Annotated in this window: 16 protein-coding genes and 1 tRNA gene; 15 read left to right on the top strand and 2 right to left on the bottom strand. The window is 67.1% G+C overall.

Going from position 1 to position 21,078, the window contains the following annotated elements:
- Positions 1–34: 34 nt before the first annotated feature.
- The 6 genes from ACOGJC_RS14485 (at position 35) to proX (ACOGJC_RS14510) (ending at position 8,177) form a co-directional block, all read left to right on the top strand.
- Entirely contained in the window at positions 35–1,339 is a 1,305-nt protein-coding gene (locus ACOGJC_RS14485; protein WP_419845704.1) for a UDP-N-acetylmuramoyl-tripeptide--D-alanyl-D-alanine ligase, read from the top strand.
- Between the two features lie 69 nt (positions 1,340–1,408).
- Positions 1,409–2,797, top strand: a complete 1,389-nt coding sequence (locus ACOGJC_RS14490; RefSeq protein ID WP_419845705.1) for an amidase — start codon at positions 1,409–1,411, stop codon at positions 2,795–2,797.
- Positions 2,798–2,806: 9 nt separating this feature from the next.
- Positions 2,807–2,883: transfer RNA gene (locus tag ACOGJC_RS14495), tRNA-Val, on the top strand.
- 275 nt (positions 2,884–3,158) lie between these two features.
- Positions 3,159–5,012: a BCCT family transporter gene (locus ACOGJC_RS14500; protein ID WP_419845706.1), complete on the top strand. Its 1,854-nt coding sequence runs from the start codon at positions 3,159–3,161 to the stop codon at positions 5,010–5,012.
- On the top strand, positions 5,009–6,067 hold the full coding sequence (proX, locus tag ACOGJC_RS14505) for a glycine betaine/L-proline ABC transporter substrate-binding protein ProX (protein WP_419845707.1): 1,059 nt from the start codon (positions 5,009–5,011) through the stop codon (positions 6,065–6,067). The genes ACOGJC_RS14500 and proX (ACOGJC_RS14505) overlap by 4 nt, the downstream gene beginning before the upstream one ends.
- A gap of 19 nt (positions 6,068–6,086) precedes the next feature.
- Positions 6,087–8,177 (top strand): glycine betaine/L-proline ABC transporter substrate-binding protein ProX, encoded by a 2,091-nt coding sequence (gene proX, locus ACOGJC_RS14510; protein WP_419845708.1) that lies wholly within the window; start codon positions 6,087–6,089, stop codon positions 8,175–8,177.
- Positions 8,178–8,241: 64 nt separating this feature from the next.
- Here proX (ACOGJC_RS14510) and ACOGJC_RS14515 read toward each other — a convergent pair whose 3' ends face one another.
- Positions 8,242–9,897 carry a sensor histidine kinase gene (locus tag ACOGJC_RS14515; protein ID WP_419845709.1) on the bottom strand — a complete coding sequence of 552 codons (1,656 nt, stop codon included), beginning with the start codon at positions 9,895–9,897 and terminating at the stop codon, positions 8,242–8,244.
- Entirely contained in the window at positions 9,894–10,562 is a 669-nt protein-coding gene (locus tag ACOGJC_RS14520; protein WP_419845710.1) for a response regulator transcription factor, read from the bottom strand. The genes ACOGJC_RS14515 and ACOGJC_RS14520 overlap by 4 nt, the downstream gene beginning before the upstream one ends.
- Before the next feature lie 160 nt (positions 10,563–10,722).
- Here ACOGJC_RS14520 and ACOGJC_RS14525 point away from each other — a divergent pair, with 160 nt between their 5' ends.
- From ACOGJC_RS14525 to carB, 9 genes are all read left to right on the top strand, one after another.
- Positions 10,723–11,232, top strand: coding sequence for a hypothetical protein (locus ACOGJC_RS14525; protein ID WP_419845711.1), 510 nt, complete (start codon positions 10,723–10,725; stop codon positions 11,230–11,232).
- A gap of 228 nt (positions 11,233–11,460) precedes the next feature.
- A complete protein-coding gene (locus tag ACOGJC_RS14530) occupies positions 11,461–12,519 on the top strand; it encodes a cyclase family protein (protein WP_419845712.1) in 1,059 nt (352 codons plus the stop codon).
- Between the two features lie 74 nt (positions 12,520–12,593).
- Positions 12,594–13,157 carry an elongation factor P gene (gene efp / locus ACOGJC_RS14535; protein WP_419845713.1) on the top strand — a complete coding sequence of 188 codons (564 nt, stop codon included), beginning with the start codon at positions 12,594–12,596 and terminating at the stop codon, positions 13,155–13,157.
- A gap of 55 nt (positions 13,158–13,212) precedes the next feature.
- Positions 13,213–13,641, top strand: a complete 429-nt coding sequence (gene nusB / locus ACOGJC_RS14540) for a transcription antitermination factor NusB (protein WP_419845714.1) — start codon at positions 13,213–13,215, stop codon at positions 13,639–13,641.
- Positions 13,642–13,739: 98 nt separating this feature from the next.
- Positions 13,740–14,306 carry a bifunctional pyr operon transcriptional regulator/uracil phosphoribosyltransferase PyrR gene (gene pyrR, locus ACOGJC_RS14545; RefSeq protein ID WP_419845715.1) on the top strand — a complete coding sequence of 189 codons (567 nt, stop codon included), beginning with the start codon at positions 13,740–13,742 and terminating at the stop codon, positions 14,304–14,306.
- Positions 14,303–15,241: an aspartate carbamoyltransferase catalytic subunit gene (locus ACOGJC_RS14550; protein WP_419845716.1), complete on the top strand. Its 939-nt coding sequence runs from the start codon at positions 14,303–14,305 to the stop codon at positions 15,239–15,241. The genes pyrR and ACOGJC_RS14550 overlap by 4 nt, the downstream gene beginning before the upstream one ends.
- The gene (locus ACOGJC_RS14555; protein WP_419845717.1) at positions 15,238–16,509 is read left to right on the top strand and encodes a dihydroorotase; all 1,272 of its coding nucleotides are present in this window, start codon (positions 15,238–15,240) and stop codon (positions 16,507–16,509) included. Before ACOGJC_RS14550 ends, ACOGJC_RS14555 begins: the two co-directional genes overlap by 4 nt.
- 37 nt (positions 16,510–16,546) lie before the next feature.
- Positions 16,547–17,737 carry a glutamine-hydrolyzing carbamoyl-phosphate synthase small subunit gene (carA, locus tag ACOGJC_RS14560; RefSeq protein ID WP_419845718.1) on the top strand — a complete coding sequence of 397 codons (1,191 nt, stop codon included), beginning with the start codon at positions 16,547–16,549 and terminating at the stop codon, positions 17,735–17,737.
- Positions 17,730–21,068, top strand: coding sequence for a carbamoyl-phosphate synthase large subunit (gene carB, locus ACOGJC_RS14565; RefSeq protein ID WP_419845719.1), 3,339 nt, complete (start codon positions 17,730–17,732; stop codon positions 21,066–21,068). The genes carA and carB overlap by 8 nt, the downstream gene beginning before the upstream one ends.
- The last annotated feature ends 10 nt before the right edge of the window (positions 21,069–21,078 follow it).

Here is a 21,078-nt window from a genome sequence, read left to right on the forward strand (position 1 = left end):
CCACCGATTGCCCCGACAGTGGGAGGCTAAGGGAGTGAAATTGTCGGCGTCAGAGGTGGCCCTGGCGGTCGGTGGCCAGCTGGTGGGTCCTGATGTCGTGATGGCCGGAGCCTCCATCGACTCCCGCACGGTGATTCCAGGCGAGCTGTTCGTGCCGGTGGTGGCCGAGCGCGACGGCCACGACTTCATCGACCACGCGGTGGCCGCCGGCGCGACCGCCTACCTGACCTCGAAGTCGCCTCAAGGGGGCACCGCGGTGGTCGTGGACGACACCGCCAAGGCGCTGGCCGAATTGGGCCGCCACGCCCGCAACCAGTTCGACGGACCAGTGGTGGGGATCACCGGGTCAGTAGGCAAGACTTCGGTGAAGGACATGGCCGCCGCGGCCATTGGCGCCGACCGCCCTACCCACGCCAGCCCGATGTCGTTCAACAACGAGCTGGGGGTGCCGCTGACGCTGGTTAACCGTCCGGAGGGCGCCGAGGTGGTGGTGGTGGAAATGGGCGCCCGCGGCGTGGGCCACATTGCTTGGCTCTGCACACTGGGCCGGCCCTCCGTCGGCGTGGTGACCGCAGTGGGGGCGGCTCACACCGAGCTGTTCGGGACCGTGGAGGCGGTGGCCGAGGCCAAAGGCGAACTGGTGGAGGCCTTAGACCGCTCCGGTGTAGCGGTGCTCAACGCCGACCAACCGCTGGTGGCGGCCATGGCCGAGCGGACCGAAGCCGATGTGTTGACCTTTGGTCGGGCTGGCGGCGACGTGCGGGCCACGGACGTGAATATGGACGACGGGCTGCGGCCCCAGTTCCGACTGGAGACCCCGAGTGGACAGGCCACGGTGGCGTTGGCGGTGTGCGGTGAGCACATGGTGGACAACGCGTTGGCCGCCGCGGCGGCCGCGTTGGCGGTCGGGGTGGGGGTGGATGAGATTGCCGCCGGGCTGGAGGAGGCTCGGCTGGCGCCTTGGCGCATGGAGGTGACCACACTGGCGTCGGGAGGGGTGCTGATCAACGACGCCTACAACGCCAACCCCATGTCGATGGCTGCCGGACTGCGCTCGCTGGCCGCAGTCGACCGCCTACGCCGGGTGGCGGTGCTCGGGGAGATGGCTGAGCTGGGGGACCGAGCCGCAGCCGAGCACGCCGCCATTGGCTCATTGGCCCGGGAACTGGGGATCGAGGTAATCCCGGTGGCCACCGCCGAGTACGGGTTGGCCCCGGTGGCCGACGCCGATGCCGCAGTGGCCGCTCTCGGCCCGGTCGATGGCGATACCGCGGTGCTGGTCAAGGCCAGTAGGGCAGTTGGGTTAGAGGCGGTGGCCGCCGCGCTGGCTGACGGCTGAGGACGGCCGCAGCTCGCGGCGGCTGTGGGTGGAAGTACTGTCGGGGTTTTGGCGACGGAGGAGGCGGAGATGGACTTTCGTGAGTGGTCGGTGCAGGAGTGGGCCGCAGCGGTGCAGAGCCGGGAGTTGTCGGCCCGGGAGATGGTGGAGGCTTCGCTGGCGGCCATCGAGGCCCAGCAGGAACTGAACGCCTTTGTGGCCACCGACCCGGAGCGGTCGCTGGCCGAGGCTGACGAGATCGACGCTCGGCTGGCCTCTGGCGATGAGGTCGGGCCGCTGGCTGGCATTCCGTTTGGGGTCAAAGATTTGGAGGACGCCGCTGGCTATGTGACCACGCAGGGTTCGTTCCTGCATGCCAGCGACCCCCCGGCGGAGGCCGACAGCATTCTGGTGGAACGGTTGCGGGCCGCAGGCGGTGTGGTGATGGGCAAGACCAACACCCCGGAGTTCGGCTGGACCGGCGACACCTACAACCCCGTGTTCGGCGCCACCGGCAACCCGTGGAACCCGAAGCGCTCGCCCGGCGGGTCGTCAGGAGGGACCGCGGCCGCCCTCATGGCCGGCCTGGTGCCGCTGTGTACTGGCTCCGACGGAGGCGGCTCCATCCGCATTCCCGCCGCAGCCTGCGGTTTCAGTGGCTTCAAGGCCAGCCTCGGTCGGGTGCCGGTGGAGGGGACGTATCGGCTGTGGCCTCTCTCGGTCCACGGTCCGATGGCGCTGCGGGTGGCCGACGTCGCCTTCGTGCAAGACCTGGTGATGGGGCCGTCGCCCCGCGACCTCGACTCGCTGCCCCGATCCGGCCGGTCGTGGCACCAGGCGCTGGACGAGGGCTGGCAGCTCCAGCGGGTGGTGTGGTGCCCATCGCCCGACGGCAAGCCGTCCGACGCTGAGGTGGTGGCGGTGTGCGAAGCCGCAGTGGCCCAGATCGAAGCGGCCGGCGTGGCGGTGGAGGTCCGGGAAGAGGGTCTGTTCAAGGATCCGATCTGGGAGTACGTGCTGCTGTCGGCCAACGCGGTGTCGGGCGAGCTGGGCGAGCTGACCGACGAGCAGATGGAGCAGATCACCCCCGGACTGCGCTACTACTTCGGGTTGTCCACCAGTCCCCAAGTGGCGGATTTCAACCGAGCGCTCGACCTCTTCTACGAGATGTCCGAGACGCTCAACGGGGTGTTGGCCGACGCCGACCTGCTCCTCACCCCCACCGTGGCCGGCCATTTCCCCGAGTGCGGGGGCCAGGGGCTGGTCAACGGCGAGCTGGTAGACAACTGGATCCGCCACACCTACCCGTACAACCTGACCCGGCTGCCCGCGGGCAGCGTCCGGGCCGGTTTCGCCGCCGACGGCATGCCGGTGGGGCTCCAACTAGTGGGCCATCAACTCGGCGACGTGCGGGTGCTTCAAGCCATGGCCTACTGCGAAGAACTCTTCGCCCCGCCAATGTGGCCTGAGCTATCCTGAACGACCCCCGGACCGTTAGCTCAGATGGCCAGAGCGCTCGCCTCACACGCGAGAGGTCACTGGTTCAAGTCCAGTACGGTCCACCATCGTTGATCGATAACTTTCTGCTTAAATCACCGAGTTTGGTCGATCTGCCTCTTGACGTTGACAGATATATGCGAGTAGGAATTTAGGTAGGGCAACTATTCAAGTTTATTCAAGCTGTCCATGGCGGCGAACAGGAGGACCGAACCCCATATCGAGAACGGGGTTGAGTTAGCGGCCTCTGCGAGCTGGCTAGCCCCGAATCTCTGGGCATCGAAACACACTGACCGCACATCGGGGCGCCGCTAGTAAATCAACACCAAATGGGGGGACCGTTATGGACGACGCAGACGCTACGGCGTCGGGGGGATCGCGGAGCCGCAGAAGCCCTGATGACACCGACGTAGACCTTACGGAGGCCACCCAGGCCCTTCATGATTGGGAGGCCGAAGAACATCGGCTGCGGGATGAGGCAATCCACAACCGCAAGCCCTTTGAAGGTCTCCAGATCGATCCCGACATCGACTTCTACCCGGAAGTCGCCGACCGAGAGCCCGGTGACAAGAACATTGTGCGATGGGGCTTCGACATCCATCCGCAAGTCACGTTCTGGTCGGCGGGATTCCTTCTGGTCTTCATCGGCTGGACGCTGATCTTCCAGGACACGGCGAGCGATGTATTCGGGGAGATCCTCTCGTTCATCAACGAGAAGCTCGGGTGGCTCTACGTCATCGACTTCAACATCTTCTTGTTCATGGCGCTGTACTTCGCGTTCAGCCGGTACGGAAAAATACGGCTCGGAGGTCCGTACGCCCGTCCGGAGTTCTCCACTGGAGCGTGGTACGCCATGCTCATATCGGCGGGCATCGGCATCGGGCTGATGTTCTGGGGCGTGGCCGAGCCGATCTACCACTTGGCGTCGCCACCCCCACTGTTTGGTGCAGAGCCGGGCACCGGAGAGGCCGCCAAGGCCGCGGTGGCCACCACGTTCCTGCACTGGGGCATACATGCGTGGGCGCTGTATGGGCTGGTGGCGCTGGCGTTGGGCTTCTTCGCCTACAACCGTGGGCTGCCGCTCACCTTCCGCTCGATCTTCTATCCCATCCTCGGACCGAGGATCTACGGGAACTGGGGCAACGCCATCGACACCCTGACCGTCGTGGCCACCCTGTTCGGCCTGGCCACCTCGCTGGGCCTGGGAGCGCAGCAGGCCGCCGCCGGGCTCAACAAGCTCTACGACCTGCCCTCGGGCACCGGCTTCCAGATCGTGCTCATCGCCGCCATCACCGGCCTGGCCACCATCTCGGTGGTGGCGGGGCTCGACGCCGGGGTCAAACGGCTCAGCCAGCTCAACATCTATCTGGCCGGGGCCTTCCTGGTGTTCGTGGCTCTGGTGGGTCCGACGCTGTTCATACTCTCGCTGTTTGTCCAGAGCACCGGCTACTACATCCAGATCATCCCCGAGTTCGGCTTCTGGAACGAGGCTTTCACCGGCACCAACTGGCAAGCCGGTTGGACCATCTTCTACTGGGGATGGTGGATTTCGTGGTCGCCGTTCGTGGGCATGTTCATCGCCCGCATATCCAAGGGCCGCTCGGTGCGAGAGCTTTTGACCGGCGTCATCTTCTTGCCCTCCGCCCTGTGCTTCCTGTGGTTCTCCGTCTTCGGCGGAGCGGCCATCGACTTGCAGCTCAGCGGCGAGCGCGACGTTGCCACCGCAGTCAACGACAACGTGGCCACGGCCCTGTTCGACATGCTGGAGGCGTTCCCGCTCACCGAAGTCGTGTCGCTGATCGGGGTCCTGCTACTGGTGTCGTTCTTCGTCACCTCCTCCGACTCGGGGTCGCTGGTGGTAGACCACCTCACCTCGGGAGGCAAGCTCGACTCGCCGAAGCCCCAGCGAGTGTTCTGGGCGATCATGGAGGGCGCGGTTGCCGTGGTCCTGCTGCTCGGCGGAGGACTGTCGGCCTTGCAGACCGCGGCGGTGTCCACCGGCCTTCCCTTCGCTCTGATCCTCCTCATCATGCTGTGGAGCCTGAAGAAGGCGTTCAACGAGGAGCTCGACCTGTTGGAGAGCCACTACGACGAGGCTCTCTTCCGCTCTCGCCATAGCGGCCTGATAGAGGAGGTGAAGTCCCGGCTTGAGGCCGGGCCCACGGAAGCCTCTGAGGTCAGACAGGAGGCCCCATGACTAAACGGCATGCAACAAATCGACGCATCTTTGGCCGGACGCCGGTAATCCTCGTGGCCGTACTGGCCGTGCTGGCCCTGGTGCTTGCTGGCTGTGGGACCGATGAGAATGACGGCACCGTCACGATGGCCCGAGCCGACTGGAACAGCGGCCACATGCAGGCCGCCATCTACGCCCAGCTCATCGGAGAGCTCGGCTATGAGGTGAGCGACCCGGCCGACAACACCCGCGACCCCAACGGGTTCTACCCCGCACTGGCCAGCGGGCAGTTCGACCTTTGGGTCAACGGCTGGTTCCCCGTGCACGATATCTACCTGGAGGGCGAGCGGGTAACCGGCGAGACCCTCGAACTTCCCATCGAGCCAGTGGGCTACCAGGTGCGCTCAGGAGCACTTCAGGGCTACATGATCGACAAGGCCACGGCTGACGCCATGGGGATCACCTCCATGAGCCAGCTGGCCGACGCATCAGTAGCCCGAGTCTTCGACCACGACGGCGACGGGCTCGCCGACCTGATCGGCTGCAACGACGGCTGGGGCTGCCAGACGGTCATCGACTCTCACATCGATGATCTCGACTGGGGCGACAATGTCGAGCAGATCTCCGGCGATTACAACAGCCTGGTGGCCGGAGTACGGGAGAGCATCGCCGCCGGCGAGCCCGTGCTGTTCTACGCCTGGACGCCCAACTGGACCTACGAAGTACTGACACCAGGTGAGCAGGTCGTGTGGCTCGAGTCGCCCGCCCTCGACGATGAGGAGGGGACCACCGAGGTGCGGGGCCTGCGGGGCTGCGCCTCTGATCCCTGCAACCTCGGCTGGGCCGTCAGCAGCATTCGTGCGGTGGGCAACGAGGACTTCCTCGACGACAACGAAGACATACGTCGCCTGTTGGAGGTTGTGACCATTCCGCTGGAGGACATCGCGGCCCAAAACGCCAAGATGGCCGCCGCCGAGCTGGGCTATTCCGAGAATCAGATCAACGCTGACGCCGCCGACTGGATCGGGGCCAACCGCGACACCGTCGACGGGTGGCTGGCAACCGCAAGGGGCTGACCCGGCACACTTTGTGAGAGTGCATAATTCACTCCGCCGAGCGCTGGTAGCCCTATTGGCTCTGGTGCTGGGCGCCTTGGTGCTGCCCTTGGGCGCTTCAGCAGCCGCGCAGGAAACCTCCGATGACGCGCCCCAGGTTCGCCTGGCCCGGGCCACTTGGGACACCGGCTGGTTCCAGGCGGAGGTCTATCGGCTGCTGCTGGAGCGGCTGGGATATCAGGTCGATGGTCCCACCACGATGGACAACGCCGAGTTCTATGCCGCGGTCGCCGAGGGCGAGGTCGATCTGTGGGCCAACGGCTGGTTCCCGGCCCATGACGTGTTCATTCCCGACGACGCGCCGGTCTCGGCGGTCGGCACAACCGTGGACGATGGGGCGTTGCAGGGCTACTTCGTGGATGCGGCGACCGCTGGCGCTCACGGGATTTCGAATCTGGGCGATCTGTCCGATCCTGCGGTGGCCGAGTTGTTCGACCTTGACGGGGACGGCGTGGCCGATCTTGTGGGCTGCAATGTGGGATGGTCGTGCGCGGCCACCATCGACCACCACCTGGAGACCTACGGCCTGACCGCCACGGTGGAGCATGTGCAGGGCGACTACTCCCCTTTGATAAGTGAGACCATCGAGCGCTACCGGGCCGGCCAGCCAGTGCTCTATTTCACCTGGACCCCCAACTGGACGGTGGGCGAGCTGGTTCCCGGCTCAGACGTGGTGTGGCTGGAGACCCCGTTCCCGTCATTGCCTCCGGACCAGGCCTCAGCGCTCGACCAGACGACGATCAGCGGGATACCGGGATGCGCCAACGACCCCTGCCAGACCGGATGGCCTCCCAACGACATCCGGGCGGTGGCCAACACCGATTTCCTAGCCGCCAACCCTTCCGTCGGCCGCCTGCTGGAACAGGTGGTCATCCCGCTGGCCGACATCTCCGCGCAGAACGTGCGCATGGTGACCACGGGCGGCGATCCCGCCGACATACGGCGCCACGCCGAGGAGTGGGTGGCGGCCAATCAGTCAACGGTCAATCGCTGGGTCTCTTCTGCTGACCCCGATGCGGTGGGGATCGCCGGGCCTTCCGTCGACGAGTCCGGGCCCGGAGGAACCCTGAAGGTGGCGGCCCGAGCGCTGCCACCGTTTGTGATCTATGAGAACCGCACCTACAGCGGCTTCGAGGTCGAGCTGGTGCGGCTGGTCGCGGCCAAGCTGGGCATGGGAGTCGATATCTATGCGGTTGACACCACCGCCAAGCAGATCGACGACATCGACCGGGGCGTCGCCCGGCTCGGGCTGGGCGGGGTGGCCGTCACCGAGTCCCGCGAGGAGGTGGTGGACTTCTCACTGCCGGTGTTGGACTCCGGGCTGACCATCCTGGTGCCCAACGATTCGTCGCGGGGCATCGGCGATCGGATCGCCTCCTTCTTCCGGGCCGTGTGGTCGTCAGACCTGCCGTGGCTGATGATCGTGTTCGGGGTGGCGGTGCTGGTAGCCGCGCACTTGATCTGGTTGTCGGAGCGGCATCACAACCCCGACTTCGCGGCTCCCTACCGCCGAGGCATCTGGGATTCGTTCTATTGGTCGGTGGTGACCATGAGCACCGTCGGGTATGGCGACAAGGTGGCCCGGGGGACGCGGGGCCGGGTGCTGGCGCTGGTGTGGATTGGCCTGGGCACCCTGGTGTTCGCCAGCTTCACCGCGGCCATCGCCTCCTCGCTGGCGGTGAACGAGCTGCGATCCGAGATTTCCGGACCCTCCGATTTGGCGGGCAAGCGGGTGGCCACCGCCACCCACTCGGCCGCGGAAACGTATCTCCCCTCCATCGGGGTGGGCCCAGTGCTGGTGGGCAACATCGATGACGCCTACCCCCTCCTGCTCGACGGAGAGGTGGATGCGGTGGTGTTCGACGCCCCAGTGCTCCAGTTCCACGCCGCCCGCGAGGGCGACGGAGAGGTCACCACGGTGGGGTCGGACTTCCAAAGGGTTCAGTACGGCTTCATGCTCAGCCCTGACGATGCCGAGCTGCGCGAGCACATCAACCTGGCGATATTGGACTTAGTCGAGAACGGAATCTACGAGCAGCTCCACGACACCTGGTTCGGCCCCCAACGCTGAAACTGCCCGCCCTGTCGGGGAGTGCCGCCAATTGAAGGGCCGCACCGGAGTGGCGGTGGCGGTTTCATAGCGGAGTGTGGGGGAGGGTGACGGTGAAGCGGGCACCGCCGAGGAGGGAGTCCTCGACGGTGATCTGGCCGCCGAGTTCGGTGACGAGGGCTTTCACCACCGCGAGGCCCAGCCCGGCGCCTCCGGTGTCGCGGCTGCGGGCTTCGGACAAGCGGGTGAAGCGCTCGAAGATCCGGTCGCGGTCGGCCTCGGCGATTCCGGGGCCGTCGTCGTCGACGGTCAGCACCGCTTCTTGGCCTGACGTCGAGGCCGGGTCTGAGGTTGAGCGGGTGGTCAGGCTCACCGCGGCGCGCTCACGGGCATGGCGGGCGGCGTTGTCGAGCAGATGGGCGACGATGCGGCCGGCGCGGTCAGGCGATGCCGTTACCCTCCCGGCAGAGACGGCGCTCACGTCGATGGGGATGGCCCGGCTCCTCGCGGCCTCTTCCAGTACGACGTCGTCGAGGTCGATTGCCTGGGCCAGTACCGGGCTGCGGCTCTCGTCGTGGCGGGCCAGAACCAGCAGGTCGTCGACGATGCGCTGCAATCGCTGGGTCTCGTCGAGCACGCCGGCCGCGAGATCGCCGACTGGTGTGTCGCCGGGCCTGCGCAGGGCAACCTCGGCTTCGCTGCGCAGCACGGCAACCGGCGTTCTCAACTCGTGGGAGGCGTCGGACACGAACTGGCGCAGCCGGGTGTCGCTGTGCTCGAGTCGGTCGAGCATGGTGTTCATGGTGGTGGCCAGCCGGTCGATCTCGTCGCCGGTGCCGGGTTGGGGAACCCGTTCGCCCAGCGTCCCGGCGTTGATCTCCCGGACCTGCTCGGTGATCCGTTCCACCGGGCGCAGAGCCCGCCCGGTGAGCAGCCAGGCCACCAGCACCACGGCCAGCACTGCCAACGGGGCAACCAACCACATGATCGACTGGATGCGGTCAACGCTTCGGATCACATTGCCCACGTCGGCGGCGACCACGAAATCGGTGCCGCCAACGTTGCGACTGGCAAAGGCGATCTGCTGGGAGGCTCGGTCCGCATCGTTGTCGAGGCCGGCGCGGCCCAGCTTGTCGGCGAACCCGGGTGTCTCGAACCCGCCCGCTTTGTACACCAGGTCGTTCAGGCCGAAGACGGTGATGACTGGAGAATCCACAGAGGCCGGCTCCAGCAGCCTCACCTCAGCGCGGTCTCCGAGGGAGAAGGCCGCCAGAGAGCCGTTGCCCATGACCACCGGCACGCCCGACTGGCGGTTCGACCGGGTGATGCGGAGCAAGCCATCGAGATGTCCGAGGCGGTCGAGGTCGCCCAAGGCCTCACGGATGCGCCGCGCTTCGTCTCGCAGGTAGGAGGCCTCGCTGGCGCTGAATCCGCTCATGTCGACTTCCGCCGGGCTGCTCTGGAGCGGGCTGCCCTCTGATTGCACGGACTGCTCAGCCGGGACTGCGCCAACCGCGGTTGGCTGGCGCATCAGGTCGAGCAGGTGTTCGATGTTCTCAGCCTGGGCGGCGGCTTCATCGTCGAACACGTCGTTGAGCAGTGCCTGCTCCACCCGGTTTGGGCCGAACACAGTGGCCGGTATCAGCACCAGCGCCGCGGCCAGCCCGACCAGCACGGTCATCCGGACCCGCACCGTCAGCCGGGGCCGCCGCCGACCTGCCGCCAGCCGGGGCAGCTTCATCTGGTCACCTGGTAGCCGACACCGCGGACGGTGCGGATCGAGCGGGCGCCGAACGGCCGGTCGATCTTGCGCCTCAGATAGCCGATGTAGACCTCGACGATGTTGGGATCTCCGTCGAAGTCGAAGCCCCAGACCGCGTGGAGCAGCTCCTGTTTGGGAACCACCTCGGGGGCCCGGCTCATCAGCGTTTGCAGCACCACCAGCTCTCTAGGCGTCAGCTCGATGTCGGTGTCGCCCCGCAGGCATCGGCGGGTGCTCGGGTCGAGGCTCAGGTCGCCCACTTCCAGAACGAGCGAGGGCTGGCCCTGCCCCCGGCGCATCAGCGTCCGCAGGCGGGCCACCAGCACCACCAGCGAGAAGGGCTTGCGGAGGTAGTCGTCGGCGCCGAGATCGAGGCCCTCGGCCTCGTCGTACTCGCCGTCTTTGGCCGTCAGCATCAGAATCGGCACCCAGTTGTCCTCCGCCCTCAGGGTGCGGCAGATCTCATAGCCGTTCATGCCCGGCAGCATGATGTCCAACACGACTGCCGAATACAGCCCCTCTCGGGCCCGCCACAGGCCGTCGAGCCCGTCGTAAACAGCATCAACGCTGAAACCCTCGGCTTCGAGGCCGTGTTGGATTGCCGTCGCCAGCCGCTGCTCGTCTTCGACAACCAGAATCCTCACTCTCCAAGTCTGCCTGAATTGCCTTGATCGGTTTTCGCGAACCTGAGAACGCTCTCAGGCGCTCTCAGCCTGGTCTCAGGAGGTGTTTGCCATCGTGGGGGCACCCCCTAAAGGACCGGGGAGGCCCGGTCTGGAGAACCCCCAAGACAAGGAGACAGAAATGTCCACCACTAACACCTCCCCCATCGAGAGCGCCGGGCCGCCGGAAGCCGCGAAGCCCAAGTGGCGGTCGCGTCTGCGGCGCCACCCGGTGCTGGTCGGCGCCGCTGCGATCGCAGGGCTGGCCCTGGTGATCGCCGGCTGGGGCGCCATTGGCGCTAGCGCCCAAAGCGACGTGCCAGCCCCCGCCGACGACGGCGACAACACGTCGTATGAGGAGTGCGTGGCCGCCGCCCTCGCCGCGTTCGGCCCGCCCGAAGAGGCCTCCAGCGCGGGCAGCGACGATACCGGGACAACCCCTCAAGCGCCGGACATCGAAGAGCCGCATCCGAACAGCCCAGCCCACGAGTGGTGTACTGCCGACTGCCCTGAAGACGAGCAGTGCGCCCGGCCCAAAGAGTTCATCGTCGTCCGCGACGAGGATGTCGAGACGGTCAGCTTCGAGAACCCCGATCCAGAAGGCGACCCCGTTTCCGAGATCCCCAAGCCGAAAGAGGCCCCCGCCTTCTAGCCCCAACCCGGGGTCTCGCACCCTGCGAGACCTCCCATCTCCCTGCCCCACTGGGCCGGGCTGCTCCCCCCGCAGCCCGGCCCAGTCGTCGTTACAGCCCCTCTGCTCCGCAACAGCCTTCGCGTGGACCCGTAAGCCGGTGTTATCGCCAACCACCTATGCTGCAAGCCCGCCCCTTTCCGCTCCCCCCGACCGGGGCGGCTCGGGGAAGCTGAGAGAAGAGCATCGATGGACTTCTGGGATCAGATCGAAGTCAACGACGAAATGTTCGACGTTGACGCCGTGGAGGCGGGCGCGTGGGTGCCCGGCCCGTACGGTCTCGGCGACAAGCGGGGGACGTTCAACGAGGTAACTCCGGTCCGCACCGCGGCTGCGCTGGCCCGGCTCGACGTCTCCCGGCCAGTCAAGACCTACAACCTGTCCGAGACCCTCTTCAACGACTTCCCCGCCCACGGCGACCTGGCCTACCAGCAGCGGTTGGCCATCGCCGGGCTTCAACCCCCGGCTGGGATGGATGCCTTCAAGAAGCAAGGCGGCGTCGTCATCCAAGAGGAGACGTTCGGCCCCAACCGGATGAGCGTGACCGAGGAGCGGGTGTCGCTCGACTACAAAATGGGCACCAATATCAGCGGGCTCACCCATTGCGGGGTGGGCAACATGTTCTACAACGGGCACCGCGGCCCGGAGCTCGCCCGGCCCTGGGGGGTGGTGGCGCTGGACACCGCCACCATGGGGGCCGTAGTCACCCGGGGGGTGGTGGCCGATGTTGTGGGGTTCAAGGTGGCCACCGGGGTAAACAGCGACGTGTTCGAGGCGCCGAACGGCCGCCCGGTGCTCAACACCGGCTACCGGATCACGGTGGAGGACATTGTGGCCGCGCTGGCCTGGTTTGGGGTCAGAGATCCCATCGGGCCGGGCGACGTGGTGCTGGTCCGCACCGGCTGGCGTCATCTGATCGGGTCCGATCCCGACCGTTATCTCACCGACATCCCGCCCGGCCCCTACCTGCGGGAGTGCCGTTACCTGGCCCGAAACCGCCCGGCACTCCTCGGCAGCGATACATGGTGCTTTGAGACCACCGATCCCGGCGTGAACGGCGGCCACTCCATGGCCGCCCACCAGGAGCTGCTCATGCGATTCGGCGTGCGCATCGGCGAGGCCGTGCCCACCTGCTCGCTGGTGGACGACGGGGTCCACGACTTCGTTTTCTGCTTCAACCCCCAGCGGGCCAAGGGCGCGGTGTCTTCCAACGCCCCGCCTCTGGCCCTGGCCAATCCGCCTAGCTGAAGCACGGTAGGGATCAGTCGGTCACCGCAGTGCTCGCTGTGGCCTGAGAGCACTGCTTGGGCCAGACTTTGCCCATGCCCACGATCACTACCAACGACCTCAAGAACGGCATGACGCTGAATCTGGACGACGGTCTGTTCAACGTGGTCGAGTTCCAGCACGTCAAGCCGGGCAAGGGCGGGGCGTTCGTGCGCACCACTCTGAAGAACGCCCGCACCGGCGCCGTGGTCGACCGCACGTTCCGGGCGGGGGAGAAGGTGGAGCGGGCCAACATCGACCGTCGGGAGATGCAGTACCTGTACTCCGACGGGGAGAGCTTCGTGTTCATGGACAGCGAGACCTACGACCAGCTCCATGTGAGCGCCGACGTGCTGGGCGACGCGGTCAACTACCTGGTGGAGAACAACTCGGTGATCCTCGGCATGTTCGGTGCCGAGATCGTAGGCACCGACCTGCCCGCCGCGGTTGAGCTGGACATCGCCCAGACCGAGCCCGGCGTCCAGGGCGACCGGGTGTCGGGAGCCACCAAGCCGGCCACCTGCCAGACCGGCCTGGTGGTGCAGGTGCCCCTATTCTTGAACCCCGGCGAGCGCATCAAGGTGGATACCCGCACCGGCGCCTATATCAGCCGGGCATGAGCACGCCGCACCCTGCCTTCGGAGTCCGCGGACTCTGGCCGGTGGGAGCGCGGCCATGACCACACCCGACCCACTGGTTTCGGGGTCACAGCGCCATCAGGTGCGGGAGCGGGCCTTGGGGCTGCTCTATGAGGCCGAGGTCAAGGGCGTAGAGATGGCCGAGCTGCTGGCCGCTCAAGAACTCCCCTTGGAGCCCTACGCCCACACCCTGGTCACCGGCACGGCTTACCACCAAGGCGACATCGATACCTGCTTGGAGGAGCTGTCCGACCGCTGGCCGGTGTCCCGTATGCCCGCCTTGGACCGGGCCATCTTGCGCATGGCCAGCTTCGAGCTGTCCCATAGCACTGACATCCCCGTGGCCGTGGTCATAAACGAGGCCGTGGAGCTGGCCCACGAGTACTCCACCCCGGCCTCGGCCGGCTTCATCAACGGGCTGTTATCGCAGGTGGCATCGGTGGTCCGCCCCTCAGAAGATGGATAGAAATACCATCCCCCAACTGAACACCGCCGGGTGTATAGTGCCTGGAACAGCCGTGAAGTGGGTCCGGTGAGGCTCACACGGATGAGAGGAATCTGAGCTTGGCAGAACGCGAGCGTCGGCGAACGCCCCCGTATGGGGGCGTTTTCGTTGCCCGCACCCGGGTGATGGACGCCGACGAGATCGGTCGGGCTATCTGGCGGATGGCCCACGAGATCGTCGAGCGCAACCACGGGCTCGACGGCGTGGTGCTCATCGGGCTTCAGACCGGCGGGGTGTGGCTGGCCGAGCATCTGGTCGGCACCTTGCAGGAGATCGAGGGGGAGCAACCCCCGCTGGGTACCTTGGATGTGGCCTTCCACCGCGACGACATTGGCCTGCGGCCCCTGCTTCCCGAGGCCCCCACCCGCATTCCGGTCAACCTCGATGGCCAGGCGGTGGTGTTGGTGGACGACGTGCTGTTCACCGGGCGCACCATCCGGGCCGCGCTCGACGCCCTCAACACCTATGGCCGCCCCCGGGCCGTGCAGCTCGCGGTGATGATCGACCGGGGCCATCGGGAACTGCCCATCCGCCCCGACTTTGTGGGCAAGAACCTGCCCACTCGCCGCGACGAGATGGTGGACGCCCACCGCGAGGGCGTGGACATCGGAGGGATCGTCAAATGAAGCACCTCTTGTCGATCAACGATCTTGGTGCGGAGGGCATCGACGAGGTATGCCGTCTGGCCGACCACTTCACCGAGGTGTCGCAGCGGCCCATCCCCAAAGTTCCCGCCCTGCGAGGCAAGACGGTGGCCATGTTGTTCTACGAGGACTCCACCCGCACCCGGCTCTCGTTTGAGGTGGCCGCCCGGCGCCTGTCGGCCGATGTCATGGGGTTCAGCGTGTCCAGTTCCTCGGTGAACAAGGGGGAGTCGGTGCGCGACACGGTGAACACCATCTCGGCCATGGGCCCGGATGCCATCGTGGTGCGCCACCGGTCGGCCGGGGTGCCCCAGCAGACCGCGGCCTGGACCCATGCCAGCGTGATCAATGCCGGGGACGGCTGGCACGAGCATCCCACCCAGGCCCTGCTCGACTGCTACACCATCCGCGACCGGCTGGGATCGGTGGCTGGTCGCCGCATCGTCATCCTGGGCGACATCAAGCATTCCCGGGTGGCCCGCTCCTGCGTGATGGCCTTCACCGAGCTGGGGGCCAAGGTCACGCTGGTGGCGCCTCCTACGCTGCTGCCCCCGGCGGTGAACTCGTGGCCGGTCGACGTCAGCTTCAGCCTCGACGCTGTGCTCAGCGACTGCGACGTGGTGTACGGGCTGCGGGTGCAATCCGAGCGCCAGTCGGAGGCCCTGTTGCCGTCGCTGCGGGAGTACACCGCCCAGTGGGGGCTCACGGTGGCCCGGGCCGCCCGCCTGCATCCCGACGCGCTGGTCATGCATCCTGGCCCAGTCAATCGGGGCGTGGAGATCGCCCCCGAACTTCTCGACCAGCCCAATGCCACCTTGAACGAACAGGTCCGCCACGGAGTAGCGGTGCGGATGGCCGTGCTCTACCTCCTGCTGGGCGCTGACCCCGAGCCGCGTACGGAGGTTGACCACCCATGAGCACCGTCATCAAAGGGGGCTTGGTTGTCGACCAGACCGGAGAGCGCACCGCCGATGTGGTGGTCGACGACGGCCGGGTTGTCGCCGTTGGCCCCGACCTGTCGGGCGATCTGGTCTTGGACGCCGGCGGTTGTGTGGTGGCCCCCGGGTTCGTCGACCTGCACACCCATCTGCGCCAGCCCGGGTCTGAGGAGGCTGAGACCATCGAGTCGGGGGGATGGGCCGCCGTCCGGGGCGGGTTCAGTGCGGTGGTGGCCATGCCCAACACCAACCCGCCCATCGACTGCGCGGCGGTCGTGCAGGAGGTGCTGGCCCTGGGCAGCAAAGCACCGTGCGACGTCTACACCTCGGGGGCCATCACCGTGGGCCGAAAGGGAGAGCAACTGGCCCCCATGGCGGAGATGGCCGCCTTGGGTGTGCGGCTGTTCACCGATGACGGCAACGGGGTCCAAGATGCCGGAATCATGCGCCGGGCCATGGAGTACGCCGCGGGGTTGGGGGCGATACTGGCCCAACACTGCGAAATCGACTCCCTGGCCGCGGGGGGCCACATGCACGAGGGGGAGTGGTCCAGCCGCCTGGGCATTCCCGGCGTGCCTGCCGAGGCCGAGGAGCTCATGGTCATGCGGGATATTGCCCTCAGCCGCTTCACTGGCGCACCGGTCCACTTCCAGCACTTATCCACGGGAGGCTCTGTCGCCATGGTTCGGGCTGCCCGCCAGGCCGGATTAGCGGTCACCGCCGAGGCAGCCACCCACCACTTCACTCTCACCGACGAGGCCTGCTCCTCTTACGACTCAGTGTTCAAAGTCAACCCGCCTCTGCGCCCGGCCGATGATCGGGACGCGGTGCGAGAGGGCCTGGCTGACGGGGCGCTCGACGCCATCGCCACCGACCACGCGCCCCATACCCCCGACGCCAAAGAGCTGCCCTTTGATCAGGCGCCTCCGGGGATGCTCGGACTGGAAACCGCGTTGGCCTTGGCGCTGACCGAGCTCGACCTGCCCATCGCCGAGGTGGTGGGGCTCCTCAGCTGGAAGCCGGCAGCCATCGCGGGGTTGAAGGGCGTGCACGGCGGGCCGATCGCGCCCGACGGGCCGGCCAACCTGTGCGTGTTCGACCCCAACGAGGAATGGACCGTCGATCCCCACGACCTGGCCAGCCGGTCTCGCAACACCCCCTATGCCGGACGCCGGGTCCGCGGCCGGGTTCGCCACACCATCGTGGGCGGGACCCCGGTACTGGTTGACCAGGATATGCGGCCATGATCAGGCCGGTGCGGGCTTCGGCTTCAGAGGCCAGAACGTGATCCGCTCGGCAGCACTGGTGCTCAGCGACGGGGAGGTGTTCGAGGGGGAGGCCATCGGCGCTGAGCCGCCTGACGGGGTCACCTCCGGCGAGGTGGTGTTCAATACCGTGCTCACCGGCTACCAGGAGGTGATCACCGATCCGTCCTACGCGGGACAGATCATCACCTTCACCTATCCCCACATCGGCAACTACGGCGTCACTCCGGACGACCACGAGAGCCGCCGCCCGTTCTGTCGCGGCGTGATCGTGCGGGACATGGCCCGCCGCCGCTCCAACTGGCGGGCCACCGGCGACCTGGAAGCCTTCCTGGTCGAACAGGGCATCGCCGGTCTGGCCGGGGTGGACACCCGACGGCTCACCAGCCACATCCGCGACGCCGGGGCCATGCCGGGCGCCTTCGGGACCGCGGCCGAGTCCGACATTCGAGCCGCGGCGGTGGCCGAGCCCGGCACCGACGGGGTGGACCTGGTGGCCACGGTGACCCGGTCTGAGCCCGAGCACTTCTCCAGCACCCGGGACGACGGCCGTCCCCCCCGCCGGGTGGTGGCTCTCGACTACGGGCTGAAGGCCACCATCGTCCGCCACTTGCAAACCATCGCCGAAGTGGAGGTGGTGCCGGCCGACACCGCGGCCGCCGACATCTTGGCCCGGCAGCCCGACGGGGTGTTCTTGTCCAATGGGCCCGGCGACCCCGAGGCGGTGGTCGGGGCGACCGACACCATCGCCGCGCTGTTGGGCGAGGTCCCGATCTTCGGCATCTGCCTGGGCCACCAGCTCTTAGCCGCGACGCTGGGCGGGGAGATCGAAAAGCTCCCCTTTGGCCACCACGGCGGCAACCACCCGGTACGCAACCTGGCCACCGGTGCGGTGGAGATCACCAGTCAGAACCACAACTTCTGCGTGGCCGACAGCTCCATTCCCGGGGCCGATATCACCCATATCAACCTCAACGACCACACCGTGGAGGGCCTGCGCTGCCGGGACCTGCCCGCGTTCAGCGTGCAATACCACCCCGAAGCCGGCCCCGGCCCCCACGACTCCCGCTATCTCTTCCATCAATTCGACGAACTCATGGAGGACCAACAGAGGGCGGTGGGTGGCGCCGGAGGCGGACCTGGCCGCTCCGACGGCCAGGCCGCCGTAGAGCGACAGGACCCGCCGCCCGGAGGATCAACCGATGCCTAAGCGGACCGACATCGAGTCGATCCTGCTCATCGGCTCGGGCCCCATCGTGATCGGCCAAGCCTGCGAGTTCGACTACTCCGGCACCCAGGCCTGCCGGGTGCTCCGCGAAGAGGGCTACCGGGTGGTGCTGGCCAACTCCAATCCGGCCACCATCATGACCGACCCCGAGTTCGCCGACGCCACCTATGTAGAGCCGCTCAGCGCCGAGGTACTCACCAGCATCATCCAGCGAGAGCAGCCCGACGTTCTGCTGCCCACTCTGGGCGGCCAGACCGCGCTGAACCTGGCCATGGAGCTGATCGAGTCGGGAGTGGTCGACAAGTACGGGGTGGAGGTGATCGGGGCCAACCAAGACGCCATCTCGACAGCCGAGGACCGGGCCAAGTTCCGCCAGGCCATGATCGACATTGGCCTGCCCGTGCCCCCCTCGGCCACCGCCCACACCCTGGATGAGGCGATGGCGGTTATGGAGCGCATCGGGCTGCCGGTGATCATCCGCCCGGCCTACATCCTGGGCGGCACCGGCACCGGCATCGCCCACACTCCCGAACAGGGGCGGGAGATGGCCGCCCAAGGCTTGGCGGCCAGTCCCATCAGCGAGATCCTCATCGAGCAGTCGATCGCTGGCTGGAAGGAATACGAGCTGGAGGTGATGCGCGACCGGGCCGACAACTGCGTGGTGGTGTGCACCATCGAGAACCTCGACCCCATGGGAGTCCACACCGGCGACTCCATCACCGTTGCCCCGGCCCAGACCCTGTCTGATGTGGAGTACCAGGTGCTGCGGGATGCGGCCTTCGCCTGCATCCGCCGGGTGGGAGTGGAAACCGGGGGCTCCAACATCCAGTTCGCGGTCAACCCCGACAACGGGGAGTTCGTGATCATCGAGATGAATCCCCGGGTGTCGCGGTCATCGGCGCTGGCCTCCAAGGCCACGGGCTTCCCCATCGCCAAGATCGCCGCCCGCCTGGCGGTGGGCTACACCCTCGATGAGATTCCCAACGACATCACCGAGAAGACCCCGGCGTGCTTCGAGCCGGTCATCGACTACGTGGTCACCAAGGTGCCCCGGTGGGCGTTCGAGAAGTTCTCCGGGGTGTCGGGGGTGCTCAACACCCAGATGCAGTCGGTGGGGGAGGTCATGGCCATCGCCCGCACGTTCACCGAGTCGCTGCAAAAGGGGCTGCGCTCGCTGGAGCTGGGCCGCCACGGCCTAAACGCCGACCCGGCCGAGGTCGCCTACGACGCCCTCAGCGACGAGGAGCTCCTAGCCGCCGCCGCGGTGCCCACCCCCGAGCGGGTCTTCCAACTGGAGGTCTTGCTGCGGAGGGGGATCACCGTGGCTGAGCTGTTCGAGGTCACCAAGGTCGACCCGTGGTTCTGCGACCAGATCCTCCAGATCACCGAGGAGCGGGCCGCGCTGACCGAGTGCGGGTTCGAGGCCATGGACCCCCGATCGTGGAAGCGGGCCAAGCAGTTTGGGTTCTCCGACGAGCAGCTCGGCTATCTCTGGGAGGTGCCGGCGGGCGAGGTCCGGGCCGCTCGCATCGCCGCCGGAGTGGAGGCCACGTTCAAGACGGTGGACACCTGCTCGGCCGAGTTCGAGGCCGAGACCCCGTACCACTACTCCACCTATGAGGACGTCAGCGAGGTCGAGCCCTCTGATCGGGCCAAGGTCATCATCTTGGGATCGGGTCCGAATCGGATCGGCCAGGGGATCGAGTTCGACTACTGCTGCGTCCACGCCTGCTTCGCGCTGTCGGAGGCCGGCTACGAGACCATCATGGTCAACTGCAATCCCGAGACGGTGTCCACCGACTACGACACCAGCGATCGCTTGTATTTCGAGCCGCTCACCGAAGAGGACGTCCACAATGTGATCGACGCCGAGCTCCGGTCGTCGCAGATCGCGGGCGGCCCCGGCATCGCCGGGATCGTGGTGTCGCTCGGCGGTCAGACGCCGCTCAAGCTGGCCAGCGTGCTTCCGGCCGGACTGGTGGTGGGCACCAGTCCCGACAGCATCGATTTGGCCGAGGACCGGGAGCGGTGGAATGCCCTGTGTGCCCGTCTCGACATTCCCCAGCCGGCGGGGGGTATCGCCACCACGGTGGAGGAGGCCCTCGAGGTGGCCGGCCGCATCGGCTACCCCGTTCTGGTGCGGCCCTCCTATGTGCTGGGCGGTCGGGCCATGGTCATCGTCTATGCCGATGACGATCTGCGAGACGCCATGGCCGAGATGGCGGCCTCCGGCTCATTGGGCCGGGAAGGAGGGCTCTCGGCTGAGCGGCCGGTGCTGATCGACCGCTTCTTGGAAGACGCCACCGAGGTCGACGTGGACGCCATTCGGGACATGTCGGGCGAGGTGCTCATCGGCGGCGTGATGGAGCACGTGGAGGAGGCCGGGGTTCACTCCGGCGACAGTGCCTGCATGCTTCCCCCGGTCCACCTCTCTGAGGCCACCGTGGCCCTGCTGGAGCGTCACGTGAAGGACATCGCCCACGCCTTGGAGGTGGTCGGGCTCATCAACGTGCAATTCGCGGTCAAGCAATACGGCACCGGCGCAGCCGACCAGGTGTTCGTGCTGGAGGCCAACCCCCGGGCGTCGCGCACCGTGCCGTTTGTGGCCAAGGCCACCGGCGTGCCCCTGGTGAAGGTGGCCACCCGGGTCATGATGGGGGCCAGCCTGGCCGATCTGCGCCAGGAGGGGCTGCTGGGCCGCCGGGCCAACGGCGACCACATCTCGGTCAAGGAGGCGGTGCTGCCGTTCAGCCGATTCCCCGAGGCCGATGCCATTTTGGGCCCGGAGATGAAGTCCACCGGCGAGGTCATGGGCATCGACCTGCGTCCCGGCCTGGCCTTCGCCAAGAGCCAGATCGCGGCTGGGGCGCCGCTCCCCGCCCACGGCATGGTGCTGATGTCGCTGGCCGACCGGGACAAGGCCGACGGCGTGGAGATGGCCGAGGTGTTCACCGGATTGGGCCTGTCTATTGCGGCCACCTCTGGCACCGCGGCTGCGCTGTCCGACGCCGGCGTTCCGGTGGCCGAGGTGGTGGCCAAGGTGGGAGAGGGAGGTCCCGACGTGGTGGAGTTGATCGACGGTGGCCGGGTGCAGCTGGTGGTCAACACCCCGAGGGGACGGGGCTCTCGGGCGGACGGCGACCACATCCGCCGGGCGGCCAGCCGCAACCGGGTGCCCCTGCTGACCACCGCCTCCGCTGGTTTGGCGGCTGCCGATGGCATGGCCGACTGGTCTCGCCACTCGCTACGGGTGCGGTCGCTTCAGGAGTACCACCGAGGGGTGACCAGCGATCAGCTGGCCTTGGAGTTGTGAGCCGCTAGTG

Source organism: Candidatus Poriferisocius sp. (assembly GCF_965204015.1).
GTDB lineage: Bacteria > Actinomycetota > Acidimicrobiia > Acidimicrobiales > Bin134 > Poriferisocius.